The 16,943-nt window shown below is 45.2% G+C and carries 15 protein-coding genes, 1 pseudogene and 1 other annotated feature; of the genes and pseudogenes, 9 read left to right on the forward strand and 7 right to left on the reverse strand.

Features of this window, described 5'->3' with window-relative positions; all coding sequences use genetic code 11:
• Positions 1-455 precede the first annotated feature (455 nt).
• On the reverse strand, positions 456-1,784 hold the full coding sequence (brnQ, locus tag LC048_RS01215; protein WP_306049221.1) for a branched-chain amino acid transport system II carrier protein: 1,329 nt from the start codon (positions 1,782-1,784) through the stop codon (positions 456-458).
• Positions 1,785-1,880: 96 nt separating this feature from the next.
• Positions 1,881-2,123 (reverse strand) — a binding site (T-box leader).
• A 512-nt stretch (positions 2,124-2,635) separates the two neighbouring features.
• On the opposite strand from brnQ, the gene LC048_RS01220 reads away from it, so the two are divergent.
• The 3 genes from LC048_RS01220 (at position 2,636) to LC048_RS01230 (ending at position 4,159) form a co-directional block, all read left to right on the forward strand.
• Positions 2,636-3,523, forward strand: a complete 888-nt coding sequence (locus tag LC048_RS01220) for a selenium metabolism-associated LysR family transcriptional regulator (RefSeq protein ID WP_306049223.1) — start codon at positions 2,636-2,638, stop codon at positions 3,521-3,523.
• A gap of 89 nt (positions 3,524-3,612) precedes the next feature.
• On the forward strand, positions 3,613-3,885 hold the full coding sequence (locus LC048_RS01225; RefSeq protein ID WP_226601699.1) for a ubiquitin-like small modifier protein 1: 273 nt from the start codon (positions 3,613-3,615) through the stop codon (positions 3,883-3,885).
• A gap of 1 nt (position 3,886) precedes the next feature.
• Positions 3,887-4,159 (forward strand): MoaD-like domain-containing protein, encoded by a 273-nt coding sequence (locus LC048_RS01230; protein WP_226601700.1) that lies wholly within the window; start codon positions 3,887-3,889, stop codon positions 4,157-4,159.
• 309 nt (positions 4,160-4,468) lie between these two features.
• On the opposite strand, the gene LC048_RS01235 is transcribed toward LC048_RS01230, so the two are convergent.
• Positions 4,469-6,310: an aldehyde ferredoxin oxidoreductase family protein gene (locus LC048_RS01235; protein ID WP_226601701.1), complete on the reverse strand. Its 1,842-nt coding sequence runs from the start codon at positions 6,308-6,310 to the stop codon at positions 4,469-4,471.
• Between the two features lie 144 nt (positions 6,311-6,454).
• Between LC048_RS01235 and LC048_RS01240 the strand changes: the two genes are divergently transcribed.
• Positions 6,455-7,483, forward strand: a complete 1,029-nt coding sequence (locus LC048_RS01240) for a ThiF family adenylyltransferase (protein ID WP_306049225.1) — start codon at positions 6,455-6,457, stop codon at positions 7,481-7,483.
• A 58-nt stretch (positions 7,484-7,541) separates the two neighbouring features.
• Positions 7,542-8,909, forward strand: a complete 1,368-nt coding sequence (locus tag LC048_RS01245; protein WP_306049227.1) for an FAD-binding oxidoreductase — start codon at positions 7,542-7,544, stop codon at positions 8,907-8,909.
• A 289-nt stretch (positions 8,910-9,198) separates the two neighbouring features.
• Here LC048_RS01245 and LC048_RS01250 read toward each other — a convergent pair.
• Positions 9,199-10,219 (reverse strand): annotated as a pseudogene (locus tag LC048_RS01250) (YeiH family protein).
• A 249-nt stretch (positions 10,220-10,468) separates the two neighbouring features.
• Here LC048_RS01250 and LC048_RS01255 point away from each other — a divergent pair.
• The 4 genes from LC048_RS01255 to LC048_RS01265 all read left to right on the forward strand — a co-directional run bounded on the left by LC048_RS01255 (position 10,469) and on the right by LC048_RS01265 (position 14,015).
• Positions 10,469-11,611, forward strand: coding sequence for a membrane-associated sensor domain-containing protein (locus tag LC048_RS01255; protein WP_306049228.1), 1,143 nt, complete (start codon positions 10,469-10,471; stop codon positions 11,609-11,611).
• 466 nt (positions 11,612-12,077) lie between these two features.
• Complete coding sequence (nagE, locus tag LC048_RS01260; RefSeq protein ID WP_306049230.1) at positions 12,078-13,454, forward strand: N-acetylglucosamine-specific PTS transporter subunit IIBC; 1,377 nt, start codon at positions 12,078-12,080, stop codon at positions 13,452-13,454.
• Between the two features lie 149 nt (positions 13,455-13,603).
• The gene (locus LC048_RS25250) at positions 13,604-13,762 is read left to right on the forward strand and encodes a DUF7916 family protein (protein ID WP_443137078.1); all 159 of its coding nucleotides are present in this window, start codon (positions 13,604-13,606) and stop codon (positions 13,760-13,762) included.
• A gap of 61 nt (positions 13,763-13,823) precedes the next feature.
• A complete protein-coding gene (locus LC048_RS01265) occupies positions 13,824-14,015 on the forward strand; it encodes a hypothetical protein (protein WP_226601707.1) in 192 nt (63 codons plus the stop codon).
• Positions 14,016-14,066: 51 nt separating this feature from the next.
• Here LC048_RS01265 and LC048_RS01270 read toward each other — a convergent pair whose 3' ends face one another.
• The 4 genes from LC048_RS01270 to LC048_RS01285 all read right to left on the reverse strand — a co-directional run bounded on the left by LC048_RS01270 (position 14,067) and on the right by LC048_RS01285 (position 16,914).
• On the reverse strand, positions 14,067-14,222 hold the full coding sequence (locus tag LC048_RS01270; protein ID WP_226601708.1) for a hypothetical protein: 156 nt from the start codon (positions 14,220-14,222) through the stop codon (positions 14,067-14,069).
• A gap of 141 nt (positions 14,223-14,363) precedes the next feature.
• Positions 14,364-14,666, reverse strand: coding sequence for a hypothetical protein (locus tag LC048_RS01275; RefSeq protein ID WP_226601709.1), 303 nt, complete (start codon positions 14,664-14,666; stop codon positions 14,364-14,366).
• 52 nt (positions 14,667-14,718) lie between these two features.
• Positions 14,719-16,068 carry a HAMP domain-containing sensor histidine kinase gene (locus LC048_RS01280; RefSeq protein ID WP_226601710.1) on the reverse strand — a complete coding sequence of 450 codons (1,350 nt, stop codon included), beginning with the start codon at positions 16,066-16,068 and terminating at the stop codon, positions 14,719-14,721.
• A 93-nt stretch (positions 16,069-16,161) separates the two neighbouring features.
• Positions 16,162-16,914 carry a (S)-benzoin forming benzil reductase gene (locus LC048_RS01285; protein ID WP_306049232.1) on the reverse strand — a complete coding sequence of 251 codons (753 nt, stop codon included), beginning with the start codon at positions 16,912-16,914 and terminating at the stop codon, positions 16,162-16,164.
• Positions 16,915-16,943 lie beyond the last annotated feature (29 nt).

Here is a 16,943-nt window from a genome sequence, read left to right on the forward strand (position 1 = left end):
TCTATTGATTTAGCAGACTATCGTCAACACCTGTATATACTTGTTTGAAGGCAGGTTTCATAAGTCCCGAGGAAGGGATTGAATGGGAATGAAAACGATTCCGTTAAAAAATGGAAGCGGTCTGAACAGGATTTCAAATTCGTACGATAGTCTGATGCTGTAAAAAAAGAAATCTAATGCAGGTCATTGTCACCACGATTTGAAATATAGTGTAATAATTTGGTTTCGTAAAAACGATCTCATGACAAAATTTGTTTATTTTTGGATGATATATGGAAATATTGTGTGTAAGATGGGGAAGTGGAAGGATTATGCAATGTATTTGTAATATAGATTTTACGTTTACGGAATTCCCAATAATGAAAACCGGACATATAATCATGTCCGGTCCAGTCTTTTATAGGTGCTTTTCTTGAATTTATTTTCTTAAACAACCAGGAGTTATCACTAACGTTCTATTCTGAAGCTGGATTTAAATTCCTGGATTGTCCCAACTTTGTGAAGATCCAGCCAGCAAGTGCGCCAACTATCGCAGGCAGAAGCCAGCCAAGTCCCTCCGCATAAAGCGGCAGTGTTTTTAGAAGTGATGCCAGTGCTTCTGATTCAACTCCGAATGTCTTCAAACCGTCAACTACGCTGACAAGTGTGGTTGCAAACACTGCTCCAACATAGACACCGCGGGCTCCATTGAAGAAACGGTCCAGGAAGGATAAAATGACAAGCACGATTGTGATCGGGTAAAGAACGATCAACACAGGTACGGAAATCGAAATGATCTGGTTAAGACCAAGATTCGCGATCAATAAGCTGACCACTGTGACAACGAGTGTGTAAGTTTTATAAGAAACCTTTGGCATCATCTTGGCGAAAAATTGGCTTGTCGCGGCTACAAGGCCAACTGCCGTTGTGAAGCAGGCAAGCGTTACAATCAATCCGAGCAGCAGCATGCCAGGTGCCCCAAACATCAGTTTTGCGGATTCTGTTAAAATCGCACCGCCATTTTCGTATTCTTCAACCGAGGCCATTTTAGCACCGAGAAGGCCTACTGTTACATAGACAAAAGCTAATCCGATGCCAGCGATTATGCCAGCTTTCAATGTTTCCCTTACAACCTGCTTTCGTTCCAGCGCTTTTCTCTGCTGAACAGCCCCAACAACAATGATTCCGAATGCCAATGCAGCGATTGTGTCCATTGTCAGGTACCCTTCAAGGAAACCTGTAGCAAATGGAGCTGACGTGTATTTTTCTGATACTTCTCCAAATGATCCATCCAGTTTTAAAAAGCTGCCGATCACGAGTAGGACGATGGCTGCAAGCAAAACAGGCGTCAGTATGCTGCCGATCCGTTCAACCATCTTTGAAGGGTTTAACGTAACCCAGAAAACAAGGGCAAAAAAGACTAATGTAAACAGTAGAAGCAGCAATGGATTTGTTCCAGATCCAAGGAACGGTTTAACGGACATTTCGAATGCCACATTGGCGCTTCTCGGAATACCGAAGAACGTCCCAATCGATAAGTAAACAGCTGCGCTGAAAACGACTGCGAAAAGCGGGTGGACCTTCGTCCCGATTTCTTTTATGCCATCCTTAGCCATTGAAATGACAACAACAGTCAATAATGGCAGCCCGACTCCGGTTACTACAAAACCAAGCATCGCCGGCCAAAAGTTTGCGCCAGCTTCCTGTCCTAAAAATGGCGGGAAAATCAGGTTCCCTGCTCCAAAAAATAATGCAAATAACATTAGACCGATTGTGAGTGTTTCTTTACCTCTTAAGCTTCCCATCCTTTTTCTCCTCCTAAAATAATGTTTTGGCACTGAGAGTATAGGAAATTAGAAACGGAATGTTATAAAAAGAAAAACAAAAAACCCGCCCCTGAAAATAGGGACGAGTTGTGCTCGCGTTACCACCCTGATTCCGCACAAACATGCGGCTCTCGTCAACGTACCATCATACGTGTTCCATTTAACGGCGGACAAGCCGGCAAAAGCTTACTGTAACTGAATTTCAGCTTTGCATCTCAGAGATGATGTTCCTCTATATTCTGAACACCGGCTTGCAGCAATCACCGGCTCTCTGGGGATCAGGTTTCATAAAGGACGTGTTCTCGTCATCGATTTTTACTATTGTGATATATATTTACAAGAACTATATTAATATTCAGATAATAATATGTCAATACTATTAGACAAGGAAAGTTTTTCTTTTTAAGCTCGATACCCTAGGAGTGTCTATGTGACCTTGCATAATAGACACTTTGAAGGCCGTTTTCTTAGAAATGTCCAAGAAGAACTGTTTAATAGACATTTTGACGTCCATCACACTCCGAAATGACTAAGAAGAACTGTTTAATAGACATTATGAGGTCCATTACTCTCCGAAATGACTAAGAAGAACTGTTTAATAGACATTATGAGGTCCATTACTCTCCGAAATGTCTAAGAAGCTTCTTGTTATAGACATTTTGATAGCTGTCATGAAGTAAAATGTCTAAGAAATGCTTTTAATAGACACTTTGACGACTGCCAGCCCCTAAAATGTCTAATAAAATCTTATTAATTATAATTTATTGTCCGTATCAGGGCAATCCGTATTAATATTGGATTATATAATATGTCTGGAATAGGAGAAATGCATGAATCTAAAAAAGCTAGAGACATTCATAATGGTTGTGGAAAAGAATAGTTTTTCCGAGGCAGCGGCTGCACTGAAAAGCTCACAGCCTTCTGTGAGCCTGAAAATCAAAAGCCTTGAAGATGAGCTCGGATTTGAACTGCTTGACAGGGGAGCTGCAGGAATCAAGCCGACGTCTGCAGGAATGCTTGTTTACACAGCGGCTAAGGATATCGCCAAGCGGTGGAGAATGCTTGAGGGTGAACTCGGTGAATTCCAGGGAACCCTGACAGGCACACTGGCAATTGGGGCGAGTACCATACCTGGAACCTATTTGCTTCCCGGCTGGGTAAAAAAATTCCGCAGCCTTTTTCCGAAGGTGGATGTGAAAATTGAAATCGGTGATTCGAAGAAGATCATTGAAAAACTGCAGAACCACCAGATTGATGCTGCAATCATCGGGATGAAGGTCGAGTCCCGTTTGTTAAAAAGCACTTCGGTTGCCGTTGATTCCCTTGTTTTAGTCACGCCGGAAGACCACCCATTGATCCATACGGCATCTGCAAATTTTTCGCAACTTCAACAATATGACTTCGTCCTGCGTGAAGAAGGATCGGGCACACGCAAAATGATGGAGCGTTACTTAGCAGAAAAAGGCCTGTCGCTTGAAGACTTGAAAATTGCCGTCTCGATCGGAAGTACGGAAGCCGTCATCGCAGCGGTCGAAGCAGGACTGGGTATCAGTTTTATTTCAAGACTGGCGGCTATGCCTGCAGAAAAAGCAGGACGCATAAAAATTGTTGACACCTTCGAACCATACGAGCGGGAATTTTGTCTCGTGACCCATTCAGATGCTGAAAATCGGCTGATTATCAGGCAGTTATCTGAAATCGTGAGTACAGATCAGTAACAAGAGTAAAAAGAGTCCGGACAGAATGAGCTAATGACATTTTTCATTTTTCAATTTATTATGGAGGTATGGAGAAAGGGGCGTTTAGGATGCAGGTTAAGGTATTTGCCAATCTCAGGGAGATTTGCGGAGGTGTGACAGTCGAAGTGAAACCTGATGGTGACCGGGTAATGGATGTACTTGATAAAATGTGCGAAATGTTCCCGGATTTGCACGAAGAAATTTTCACAGAAGAAAAGACGCTTAAGCCATTTGTGCATGTCTATATTAACGGCCGTAACATCGTCCATGATCAGGAGCTTGAAACGCATGTAAAAGAAAGCGACCAGTTCGCGTTGTTTCCTCCGGTTGCCGGTGGCTGATATGGTAGATAGAATACTAGAATTCCGAGGAATCAACAGGGATCACCTTGGCATGTATTTTGAAGAGCTGGGCGGCAGGCTCGTGACCGACTCCTTCCCATTCGTCTATGAAGCAGCCAGCTGGAGAGCGGAAATTTTAAGCGAGGATGAGCTTGCTTTTACAAAAACATTCATTGTCAATGCCGTACATATCCGCTTTGAAGCGGAAAGCCTGGAAGAACTCGAGCAGTTGATTAAAAATTACCGTTATAAAACAACCCGAGTTGGCGGGTAGCGAAGGTTTCGGCAAATTATTGCCGGGACCTTTTTTTACAGGAGGCTGACCTCTCATGGATTGATGCCTATTTTGAACATATTATGAAAAGCAATAAAGTTGACGATAAGAGCCATACTGGAAAAAATCAGCCGTTTTTTCCAGTTCGCTATAAAAATCAGAAAGTCGCTATATTAACGAAAAAGTCGCTATAAAAATGAAAAACTCGCTATAAAAAATGAAAATTCCGCTATAAAAGATTTTCTGGCAACCTTTTCAACGATTAAAAAACAAAAACCAGGCAAACTCGCCTGGTTTTCTTCAAAAATATTAAACTTCTTCAGTTGCTGGTGTTGTTTCTTCACCAATAATGCCGAGTTCGCGAAGCTTTTCTTCTGTAACAACGCCATCTTTCCAGCCGCGGACATTGTAATAATCATCAAGCATGATATCCATGCGAGAAACAAGTCCTACACTGTTGCCAGATGCGCCTTCTTCAGTGAAGCGTTTTGGCAGGAAGTCGTCCTCACGCTTGTTGAAGCCGGCTAGGTTGTTGTAGTAACGCTCAAGGTTGTAAATTCTTTCCCCTGCAAGCATGACATCATCCGCTGTCATTGGAATGCCAGTCATTGTGCTGTATTGCTCAGCATAATGCTCTGCATTTTCAGAGAAGGATGAGAATTTACAGATATTCATAGAGTCAGAGAATGAAAGCAGGTTCTGGAATACATTCAGAAGCTCCGCTTTTCCTTCTGCTACAGTACGGTCTGTTGGCTCAGGAATGCCGGCAATTTCAGATGCGATTGTGTAGCCGCGAAGGTGGCAGGCACCACGGTTACTCGTCGCATAGCCAAGGCCGATACCCTGGATTCCGCGTGGATCGTAAGCTGGAATAGACTGGCCTTTTACTGACATTGACAGTTCAGGAACGCCCCATGCAGCTGTCGCGCGTGCAGGACCTTCAGCAAGGATGCCGCCGAACCCTTCACGGAATGCGATTTTGCGAGCGATTTCAATCATGCCGTCAGCGTCGCCCCAATCAAGCTTCTCTTCAACAATTCCTTTTTCATAGGCTTCCATTGTGACAGAGATGGCGTGGCCAAGCTCGATTGTATCCATGCCGTATTCATTACAGATGTCGATTAAGTATGCGATCGCTTCAGAGTCGCTCAATCCGCTGTTTGCACCAAGTGCCCATGCAGATTCGAACTCAAAGCTCTCAACGCGAGTCTTATATTTGCCTTCCTTGACTTCAACCTCGATCTTACAGCCAACCGGGCAAGCATGACATGTGTTGTTGGCAACGAGCAGATGCTCGTTTACCCACTCGCCTGAGTGCTTTTCAGCTTCATCCCAGTGTGTTAATTGAGAGTTTCGTGTTGGAAGCGCTCCCACTTCATTGATCAAGTTAGTAAGGACGTTTGTTCCATATACGGACAATCCGCCTTTGTTAGGAGCCGTCAATCCGCCTTCAAGAATCGCTTTAACCGCTTTCTTGTTCGCCTGGTTGTAATCATCTTTTTGTGCAGGCTCTGGCATATTGCCCTTTTGCGCTGCTTTGATGACGATTGCTTTCAATTTCTTGTAACCTGCAACCGCACCAGTACCGCCGCGTCCAGCTGAGCGGTCGTGCTCGTTCATGAAACCAGCAAAACGTACGCCATTTTCGCCAGCCTGGCCGATTGTCATGACGCTTAGATTTTCTTCTCCATGAGCGTCTTTCATAGCCTGCACAGTCGCGCGCGTGCTCAATCCCCACAACCCCGAAGCGTCGCGGATCTCTGCTTTGCCATCTTCGATATAAAGGTATACAGGCTTGTCGCTTTTGCCCTTGAAAATTACGTTGTCGATGCCAGCCCACTTCAAACGGGCAGCTGTCCATCCACCCATGTGTGAGTCAGTAACCGTGCCAGTCAATGGAGACTTTGTCACGACTGCAAGACGTCCGCTCATCGATGAACGTGATCCAGTTACAGGACCTGTCATGATACACAGGATATTTTCTTCTGATAGAGGCTCAACCTCAGGCCCGTTGTCAAGAACGTACTTAACCCCAAGACCGCGGCCGCCGACATACTTTTTCACATCATCTTCATTGATGCCTCTGTAATCGACAGTACCGTTTGACAAGTCCACTACGACTTCTTTGTTTTTAAATCCCCCAAAATTCATCTTAACTAATCCACCTCTTTCATTTAGTATGGATAAAAAATAATACAAGAGGCCTATTTTCCTCTTAATCTTAAGTATAGTGAAAATTCAGTCTAAAAAAAAGCTTTATTTAAAGATATAATATAATAGAAATGAGGGATATGGATGAAGGATTTGGAGCGTTATTCAAGGCAGATTTTATTCCAGCCAGTAGGAAGGGGAGGACAGGAGAAACTTTTAAAAAGTTCTGCCGTCATTGTTGGCATGGGCGCACTGGGAACGGTGATCTCAAATCATTTGGTCAGGTCAGGTGTCGGGCATGTCCGCATCATCGACCGTGACCTAGTCGAGCTCTCAAACCTGCAGCGTCAGACTCTCTATGATGAGGATGATGCAGGGGAGAACCTGCCAAAGGTCATCGCCGCTGAAAAAAAACTGAAAAAGATCAATTCAGAGATAAAAGTAGAGCCCATCATCGCTGATTTGACGCTAGACAACGCAGAGGATCTGCTTGCAGGCTTCGATGTGATCGTTGATGGAACCGATAATTTCATGGACCGATATCTGATAAATGATGTTGCTGCCAAACATGGCATTCCTTGGGTATACGGCGGCGCTGTAAGCTCGCGTGGGATGTTCGCCGCCATCAAACCGGGGGAGACCCCCTGCTATCGGTGTCTGTTTCCATCCGTTCCTGCTGGACTGGGAGAGACATGCGACAGCATTGGTGTACTATCGCCGATCACTGATATCATTGGATCTTTTGAAGCAGTCGAGGCGATCAAGCTGCTCGTAGGGGCAGAGTCAAACCCGAATCTTGAGCAAATGGATATCTGGTACAACTCCTTTTTACAGATGGACATCAGCGGTGGACGCAATCCAGAATGCCCGGCATGTGTCCACCATAATTATGAATTCCTAGACCGGTCATCGGACCAACAAATCAACTTTGTATCCTTATGCGGCCGCAACACGATCCAGATTAATCCTCGGCAAAAAATAAAACAAAATCTGGAGAAACTCGCTGGCCGCCTGAAAAATAATGGCGAGGTCAAAGGCAATCCATTTTTGCTGCGCTTCATGCCGGATGAAGAAATCACCATGGTCATCTTTCAGGACGGAAGGGTGCTTGTCCATGGCACGAATGATACGGTAAAAGCAAAATCATATTATGCAAGATACCTGGGTTCATAGTTTTTTATAGAACTTGGCAAGTAAAACGAATTTAGCATTTAAAAAAGGAGAGAGAAAATTGGCAGCTTACATAGATGAGTTGAAGAAACTCATAAGTGAAGAGCTTGTAACGGTGAATGAAACAATTTTGGAGCTCCACGGCCGGGATGAATCCTATCACGAGCCACGCCTGCCGGATGTCGTTGTATTCCCGCGGAATAAAGAGGACGTCAGCAAGGTATTAAAATTTGCGAACGAGCGCAAAATTCCAGTTGTCCCATTCGGATTGGGTACGAGTCTGGAAGGACACGTCATCCCTGTACATGGCGGAATTTCTCTCGACCTTTCACAGATGAATGCCATCGTCGAAGTGAAGGAAAGTGACTTTCTCGTAAAAGTCCAGCCTGGTGTCACGAGGTCGGTATTGAACAAGGAACTTAAAAAGTACGGTTTATTTTTCACCGTTGATCCGGGTGCAGATGCGACGCTTGGCGGGATGGCGGCAACGAATGCGAGCGGCACGACTTCAGTCCGCTACGGCATCATGCGAGATCAAGTCAGGGACCTTGAGGTTGTGCTTGCGAACGGTGATATCATCCATACCGGCAGCCTTGCCGCGAAGTCTTCATCAGGAATTCACCTGAACGGCATGTTTGTCGGCTCGGAGGGAACACTCGGTGTCATCACTGAACTTACGCTGAAAGTGTATGGAATACCAGAAGCAATTACTGCTGCCCGGGCAGTTTTTCCATCTGTAAAAAATGCCGTCGACGCCGTCGTGGGTATTTTAGCCGGCGGCATTCCGGTGACCAGGATAGAATTCGTCGATGCTGAGTCGGTGAAAAAAGTGAATGAATACATGGAAACAGATTATGAGGAAAGCACGACACTGTTCATGGAATTCCATGGCAACGAAGCAGGACTGGCACAGGATGTTGAGTTTGCCGCTGAAATTTTGAAGGACCATGGCTGCTCGGACTTCCAATTCGAGGCAGATTCAAAAGCACGCAACCAGCTTTGGGAAGCAAGGCATAATCTTCTCTACGCCTATAAGCACACAGCCGGCAAGAAAAGCATCATGCTGACAGATGTCAGTGTCCCGGTTTCAGAGTTGACGGGCGCAATCCTCCACACCCGTGAATTGATTGATGCATCTCCGATTGAAGGCTCGATCGTCGACCATGTTGGTGATGGTAATTATCACGTTTTGCTGTTGATAGATAAAGAAAATCCCGAAGAAGTAAAAGAAGGCGAACGGATCAATGAAGAAATCGTTCACTACGCACTGAATCGCGGCGGTACCTGCACAGGCGAACATGGTGTCGGCCTGGGGAAAGCAAAATACCAGCGGTTAGAACATGGCGCTGCCTATGATGTCATGAAGTCGATCAAGAAAACCCTCGATCCGAACGGTATTCTCAATCCTGGGAAGATATTCGTGGAATAATCCGGATGAAATTGGGTTCTGGCTTGGTTTCGGACAACTGTGGGTATTGAAACCAAGAAGCTGTCCGAACTAGCCCTGAGTTCGGACAACTATCCGGATGGAAACGGAAGAAAGCGTCCGATAGAAGATTCCTATCGGACAAACGGAACCGGGAACCCGAAAAAAGTGTCCGATAGAAGGTTCCTATCGGATAAATCGAAGCAAAAACCCCGAAGCTGTCCTAAGAGTCCCCGGCTCGTCTACAATCACGCCACTTTTCCTCAGTCTATCCGTCCGAACAATCACTCACCTACAGCATTAGCACTACCAATAAATACCCGAACAGCGATAGCAGCACAGAACCAGCAAGTCCTGCCGACAAAGCCTTTCCGCCCATTTGCTTAAATGATTTAAAGTCAACATTCAATCCGAGTCCAGCCATTGCCATGCCGATGAGCAGATAGGCGAGGCTGACGCTGGCAGACGCTGCGCCATCGCTGACAACGCCTGTTGTATTGAACGCGCTCACTGCAAGGAACCCAAGGATGAACCATGGAATCGGAAGGCTGGACAATGTCATCTTTTGACCAGCGTCACCAGCTTCTTTCCGCTGTAAAAAGAATCCTATTAAAATAGCGACGGGAACAAGCAGCGCTACCCTGGTCAATTTTACGATAATGGCGAGGTCGAGGGCAGCCTGTCCCGCCGGGTCGGCAGCAGCGACGACATGGGCGATTTCATGCAGGGTGCCACCCGCAAATACTCCATAATCAAGTGCTTTCAAGTCAAGATACGAGAAGATCAAGGTATAAAGAATGGTGAAAATCGTTCCTAATACAGCGACATTGGCTGCTCCTACAGCGGTTTCTTTTTCATTAGCCTTGATGACTGGGGCGATGGCAACAACTGCAGCAGCTCCCGCAAATCGCTGTCCCGCAGGCAGTCAGGATGCCAAGCCTTTTTTCAACCTTAAAAAGCCTGCTCAAACCATAGACTACGACCAGGGCAAACACCAGATTCGCAAAGGCAATTAAAAATACCGTCGATCCGGCATTGTAAATATCATACAGATTCAGCCTGAATCCAAGCAATATGATTCCGAGACGAAGCAGCTTTTTGCTTGAATAGGAAGCACCTTCCAACAGGCCGTCGTTCACTCCGGCAGACGCCCGCCAAATCATTCCCAGCATGATGGCAATGACAAGCTGGCCCATGATCGAAAAGAATGGCAGGCCGGCGATCAACCGGGCAGCGAGAGCCAGCGCCAGAGTCAGGGCAATCCCCTTCATGACAGGCATGGTAAAACGGGGCAGCAGTTCATTTATTTTCATGTAGTACACGTCCTTTAAATCTATCTAGTTACCACTTTACCGAATAAAAGAAAAATAGCAAAACCCATATGTGTATCTTTCTTGAATTGTCAATATTCACAAAACAGATATATGTGTGCTGAGCAGGGGAATTGGATGGTACTTATAATAAAGGTAACTATATCCTCCCGAAGCAGGTGAGCAAAATGGAGAAGAGCATGTCGGAGGGGAAGGTTCCTTGTATATATTGTAGCTGCGGTCATGCTTCTGATGCTGATTCATCTCTATCATGCCGACCTTTCATCCTATTTGAACCCTGAAAATTATATTGCCATCCATACGATTTTGGAATTTTTCAGCATGGCCGTTTCTTTTTCGATTTTCTCATATGGCTGGAAAGTGTTCGGCTTCTCGCGGTCCAGAAAAATCCTGATGCTGAGCTTTTTGTTTTTCATTGTCGGAACGCTCGATTTATTGCATACACTCACATTCCAGGGAATGCCCTTTTTCATAACGGAGAGCTCCATCGCGAAGGCGACTTGGTTCTGGGTTTCGGCCCGCAGCGTTGAGGCGATCTTGATCGTGCTCGTACTCGTCCTGCCGGATCGGAAGCTAGAGCAGGATCCAAGGCGCATATGTCTGGCTGTTTGCTCTGCAATCATCGGAGTCATTATGTTCGTGATTTTCAGTTTCGAACAAAGCCTTCCATTGCTCGTCATTGAAGGCAAAGGCACAACCCTCTTGAAAAATCTAATAGAATACGGTATCAGTTTCCTGCACTTCCTCTCAATTGTCATCTCTCTTTATTATTATTATGAAGGCAAGAACAGCCAGCACCTGTATGTAGCGCTGGCATTCACGTTTCTGTTTTTGTCTGAACTCGTTTTCACAATTTACCTGAGCGTTTATGATATCGACAATTTCACGGGTCATCTGTACAAGGCGCTTGGCTACTTTTTTATCATGAGGGGGTTCTACTTTTCGACGATTGCGGACGAAAGTTTACTGAAAGATCCTCATGAAAAAATGTGGCGGCAGAGTGAGGAGATGATCCAGAGTCATTATGGAATCATTTTCAAACTGTCAAAGCAGGGCGATGACTTCATCCATCACTTTGTTGGCGGCGGGCTGCTGAATGATCTTGGCTTCACCCCGAATGAGATTAATGGTAAGACCCTCGATGCATTCCTGCCCGATAAGGCGGGGAGAATTGAAAGGTACTATGACTGTGTTTGGGAAAATAACGAGAAGATTGTCTTTGAAATTGAAATTGGCGGTCAAACGTATGCAATATCGCTCATGCCTGTTATGAACAATGGCGAGGTAATGGAAATAGCCGGAGCGGTTATGGGAATCGTCAAGTATTCACGGTTGGACCGCTGTTCCAGAAGTACGAAGGCCAAAGCCTTGTAAACTATGGTCGAACCTGCAGAAATGCAGGTTTTTTTGTTGCTAGGAAATTCTAAAATTATATATAAGTATAGATAACTACACGTATTTTCTTAATCCAGCTTCAGCGCCTAGCCCCTCGAGAAGCTTCGATCCTGCTAATGCAGTCAAAGAACGACTTCACTGTAAGCCCCTCCAGCGCTCATCGGGGCTGAACGAGGCGCTTGCGCTTTTTGTTCCTTCGTCATTGCCGAGGGGAATTTTAAAAAAAAATGCGAATAAGCTATAAGTATCAGCCCTGTCCGATTATGAGGGTGACATACTGAGGAAGGGAGTGCCGAAACTTTTGAAGTCGAAATATTAAAAATAGTCATTTTTCAGGATTTTATTTAGGGTTTCGAATTGTTAAACTGGGTGTGTGTTTACAAATTTCTGCAATGTTCCTGAAAAATGTAAGCATTTACAATTATAAGCGGAAGAGGTGTTGAAGGTGCTAGGATTTTTACAAAGAATCGGGAAGGCTTTGATGCTTCCAATCGCTGTCTTACCTGCAGCTGCGTTATTGTTGCGACTAGGGCAGCCGGACTTATTGGATATTCCTTTTATTTCTGCAGCAGGTGACGCGATTTTTGCGAACCTTGCATTATTGTTCGCGATCGGTGTGGCAGTTGGTATTGCCAAGGATGGGAATGGCGCGGCCGGACTGGCAGGTGCGATTGGCTATTTCGTTTTGACAAAGGGTGCAGGCGCTGTCAATGAAGAAATCAATATGGCGGTGCTTGGCGGGATTTTATCCGGGGTAATCGCCGGGTTGCTTTACAATCGTTATCATGATATCAAGCTGCCTGACTGGCTCGGTTTCTTCGGCGGAAAGCGCTTCGTACCGATCATTACTTCATTGGTGATGATTGTTTTGACCGGAGTATTTGGTTTTGTATGGACGCCGATCCAGACTGGCATTAATAATGTCGGTGAATGGATTGTTGGCGCAGGTGCGCTTGGTGTAGGTGTATTCGGATTCCTGAACCGTTTATTGATTCCGATGGGTCTTCATCATGTATTGAATACGCTTGTCTGGTTTGAATTTGGTGAATTCACAAACGCTGCGGGAGAAGTTGTAAAAGGTGACCTGAAACGTTTCTTCGCAGGTGATCCTGATGCAGGTATCTTCATGAACGGTTTCTTCCCAGTGATGATGTTCGGCCTTCCAGCTGCAGCTTTCGCAATGATCGCCGCGGCGAAAAAGGAGCGCAAGAAGGCTGTAACAGGCGCGCTTGTTGGTGTGACCTTCACCTCTTTCCTGACCGGAATCACTGAACCAATCGAATTCCTGTTCATGTTCCTTTCTCCAGTCCTTTACGGAATTCACGCCGTATTGACTGGTTTGGCCATGTCGATTACCTATATGCTAGGTATCCACCACGGCTTCGGATTCTCAGCCGGTGCAATCGACTATGTACTGAACTACGGGATCGCGCAAAAGCCATTGCTGCTGCTTGGTGTCGGCCTCGTGTACGCAGTTTTGTACTTCGTGATTTTCTACTTCCTCATCATCAAGCTTGACCTCAAGACGCCAGGTCGTGAAGACGAAGTGGATGGCGAGTTCACGGAAAGCGGCGCGTCAAAAGGCAATTATGCGGAGCTTGCAGACCAATACCTTGCAGCATTAGGCGGCAAGAGCAATCTTAAGGAACTGGACAATTGCGTAACCCGCCTTCGTTTAAAAGTCGATGATATGGCAAAAGTAAATGAAGCAGAGCTGAAGCGCCTGGGAGCAAAAGGTGTATTGAAGCTTAATAAAACAGACCTTCAAGTTATTGTAGGAACCGATGTGGAATTTTTGACCAATGAGATGAAGCGGAAATAGAGAAGATAGACTTGGCAGTACTTTACTGCCAGGTCTTTTTTCACAGGTGATCAAAATGGAATAGAGCCTGTACGAAAATGGATGGATATTCTACGACGCGTCTGCTGGATTGCACAGCAACTGATTTTGAACAAATGTCGGGATAGGATTTGAAAGAGGCGCTCAATGCTTCTGAGGGACGGACGATTATATCTGAGTTAATCGGGGCGTTCTCGCCGCTTTATCCGACTGCGACGAATGCGGAACTGATTTTTATGTCCAGATGGAAGCCTCTGTGCAAAGTAATTCCTGATTTTTCAAGTTGGTAATAGCCATATTCCGGGTAAAAGTAAAGCATAACGCTGATACTACCAACAGGAGGGATCCAACATGGATAAGGACAAGTATGTGAATATTGATCCAAAAGCAAAGCCTGTAAATCAAGATTCTGAACAAGACCAAACGAAAACAGCGGAAGCGAACATGAAGCTCCAGGATGCTTTTTACGATGAAAATGAAAGCAATGGAGTAGACCCTGCAAACCTGAATAACCAGACAGCCATCCTGACTGATATGGACTAAAAGCCGGCAATGTTTTGCCGGCTTTTGCCGTGATTAATGGGTTTGACCCTTTTAAAGGTGTCGGTCTGTTTTGTCACTTTGGTCTTTGTTGCGTTTGTTTCCCTTGCTGTTGTCACCGCTCGTCAATTCACCGGAAAACTCGGCCATCTGATTACCGAGCTTTGGCGAATTTTGATTGTTGCTGCCTTTATTGTACTTTTTCGTCATTAGAAGCCCTCCTTATAGTAAGTACAAAGTTAGTTTTCCCGGAATAAGGGTGGCAATATGTAAAAACTTTTTAAACTGAGATTCAGTTCACTCATTTCTCCAATGAAAAAGGACAGCCTGCACTCAGCCGCCCTTTAAAACTCATTTTTTAACTAATTCGTCAATCTCTTCCTCGCTCACTAACTCAACCTCAGCGAGATCTTTCAACTCCTGGATCAACCCGTTCGCTTCCTCATACAGCGTGTCATCTGAAAATACCTCTGAGTAATAAAGGGAATCATTCAGCAAAGCCTTCACGTTAAGCCTAGTGCCGGATTCTGTGTCTTCGTCACCCAAAGTGACAGCGGAGCGTGAGGTTTCGTGCTGATTGAGCAAGACTTTATTGCCATGGCGTTCTTTCTTCACAGCTTCAACAATTTCCACTAACGAATTAACTCGTTTCAATGACATCACCCCTCTAGTTTATGTATTCCATGTTTCAGACATTTAAAACCACTCAAAGAATTATTTCGAAGGCTGTTCCTTTCCCCAGTTCGCTGCGAACCGTTATTTTTCCGCCATGAGCTTCTACAAGTTCCTTTACAATCGCAAGTCCGAGTCCTGATCCACCTAATGCCTTCGACCTGGATTTGTCCACCCTGTAAAAACGGTCAAAAACCCAAGCCTGGTCTTCTTCGGGGATCCCTTTTCCTTCATCGATGACAGTGATATGGATATGACCATTTTTTTTATAAGTCTCCATTCTAGTCGTCGTTCCTTCTGCTGAATACTTTCTGGCATTATCCAGCAAATTAATGATAATTTGCTCAAAGCGGACCGGGTCAGCCTCGATATAGACTTCCCCTTGACAGGCAAAATTAAGCGTCATATTTTTTTCGGTGAAAGATGGTGTCATCCTTGAGTGAATTCCCCGCATGAATGTACAGAGTTCCAAACGTTCTTTTTGAATGGTAAAAGTGTTTTCATCCATTTTTGCGAGGTCAAATAACCCTTTTATCAGACCGGAAAGCTTGGTTGCCTCTTCGTGGATGATTTGCAGGTATTGGCTTCTATCATCTGAGGTTATGCCTGGCCTCCCCGCGATGTCTGCATACCCTTTTATATAAGTGAGAGGTGTGCGCAATTCATGCGAAATGCTCGCGAGGAATTCATTCCGCTGCCTTTTCATGTGGCTTAGGTCATCAGCAAGCACCTGGATTGATTCTGCCAGTTCGCCCAATTCATCGTTTCCGCCACGGGGCAGAGTGACGGAATAGTCGCCCTGGCGGATTTTTAAAGTCGCTTCATTCATCTTAATGACTGGCTTAGTAATGAATCTGGATAGGAAAAGGGTGATCACCGCCATTGACGTCAGCAGAAGGATACCGGCGAGCCAGAAGTGCTTGTTCATTTTGATAATCAGGCTCTGGACTTTCTGGGTGTTTTTAAACATATAAACAGCACCGTCATTCTCCATGGGGCTTACTGAAGCAATATATTGCTTGTCCTGCCAGTCATCCTCTAAAATTAACCCAGCCCTCGGAACATCTTCTGGTGTTTCGGTTAAGATGTCCTGCATAGAGGCATCGGTCGGTACGGAAGAAGAAACGATTACGCCTCTTTGATCAGTAATAATAACATGGGTGTCCGTCCTTAATTCCATAGTCGTAATATGGTGAATGGTTTCTTCAGAATAGGAAGTTTCCAGAATATCACGATGGTTATTGCCGCGCGTTTGCAGGGAAGCCAGCTCCTCGTCGATCCTTGAATGGATGATGGAAGAGTGAAGGTAGTAGAATAATACCCCTTCGACCAGCAATATCGTTATGAAAAAAACTGCCCCAATTTTAAAAGAAATCCGATCCATATATGTCACTCCCATCTTAAAACCATCATACTAAAAAAATATCCAAAAACAGAGCAGAAAAGCGAAGAAGCAGTGCTCCTTCGCTTTAAGTGATCATAACAGATCATTCACCTTATAAATCTTCCCGTTTTCGAGGTTTTCAGACAGTACTAGTTTTACAAGCGCTCCAGCAACGGTATCAGGACTGCGAAGGCTGCCGCTTTCTTTGTAATTCCTGAAGGTATCTATATCAGCGAATGCTTCTTCTGAGGAAGAACGGATTGTCACCTGCATGTCCGTATCCATCAGACCCGGGCTGAAAGCAATGACCTTACTGCTGTCTCCGTTGCTCTCAAGCTCAAGACCGGCGGTCATCGTGAACATGTTGACAGCGGCTTTAGTGCTGCAATAAATGCTCCATCCCTGGATTGGCCGCTCACCAGCACCGGAGGTTACATTTGCGATGATGACTCTGCTGCTGTTTTCTTTTGCTTTTTGTAAAAATATATTGCTAATCAGGATCGGTGCCGTCAGATTCACCTGGATATTCGTCTGGACTAGGGATGTATCAAGCTCCCCGGCCACTTCAATCGGTTCGATGACTCCGGCATTATTGATGACATACACATTTTCCGCATGTTGAAAAACTTCCTCGCAGATGTTTGCAAAGACGCTTTGAACCTGCTGAGCAGATGAAAGGTCACAGCTATAGTGTGTATAACTGATCACGGCATTGTCTGCAGCCTGTTTCAAAGCGCTGTTTTCATTCCTGGAAACGGTAATGACAGGAATTCCTTTTGAGATGAATTCTTGTGCTGCAGATGCTCCAAGTCCCCTTGAGGCACCGGTTACGATCGCATAGTTCATTGCAATTCTCCTTTATGGAACTGACAGTT

It is taken from the genome of Mesobacillus subterraneus (genome assembly GCF_020524355.2).
Classification (GTDB): Bacteria; Bacillota; Bacilli; order Bacillales; family Cytobacillaceae; genus Mesobacillus; species Mesobacillus subterraneus_C.

Bases quoted from the DNA above. Each gene is read 5' to 3' on its own strand.
- brnQ (WP_306049221.1), bottom strand. From the start codon at position 1,784: ATGGGAAGCTTAAGAGGTAAAGAAACACTCACAATCGGTCTAATGTTA.
- LC048_RS01220 (WP_306049223.1), top strand. From the start codon at position 2,636: ATGAATCTAAAAAAGCTAGAGACATTCATAATGGTTGTGGAAAAGAAT.
- LC048_RS01225 (WP_226601699.1), top strand. From the start codon at position 3,613: ATGCAGGTTAAGGTATTTGCCAATCTCAGGGAGATTTGCGGAGGTGTG.
- LC048_RS01230 (WP_226601700.1), top strand. From the start codon at position 3,887: ATGGTAGATAGAATACTAGAATTCCGAGGAATCAACAGGGATCACCTT.
- LC048_RS01235 (WP_226601701.1), bottom strand. From the start codon at position 6,310: ATGAATTTTGGGGGATTTAAAAACAAAGAAGTCGTAGTGGACTTGTCA.
- LC048_RS01240 (WP_306049225.1), top strand. From the start codon at position 6,455: ATGAAGGATTTGGAGCGTTATTCAAGGCAGATTTTATTCCAGCCAGTA.
- LC048_RS01255 (WP_306049228.1), top strand. From the start codon at position 10,469: ATGCTGATTCATCTCTATCATGCCGACCTTTCATCCTATTTGAACCCT.
- LC048_RS01265 (WP_226601707.1), top strand. From the start codon at position 13,824: ATGGATAAGGACAAGTATGTGAATATTGATCCAAAAGCAAAGCCTGTA.
- LC048_RS01270 (WP_226601708.1), bottom strand. From the start codon at position 14,222: ATGACGAAAAAGTACAATAAAGGCAGCAACAATCAAAATTCGCCAAAG.
- LC048_RS01280 (WP_226601710.1), bottom strand. From the start codon at position 16,068: ATGGATCGGATTTCTTTTAAAATTGGGGCAGTTTTTTTCATAACGATA.
- LC048_RS01285 (WP_306049232.1), bottom strand. From the start codon at position 16,914: ATGAACTATGCGATCGTAACCGGTGCCTCAAGGGGACTTGGAGCATCT.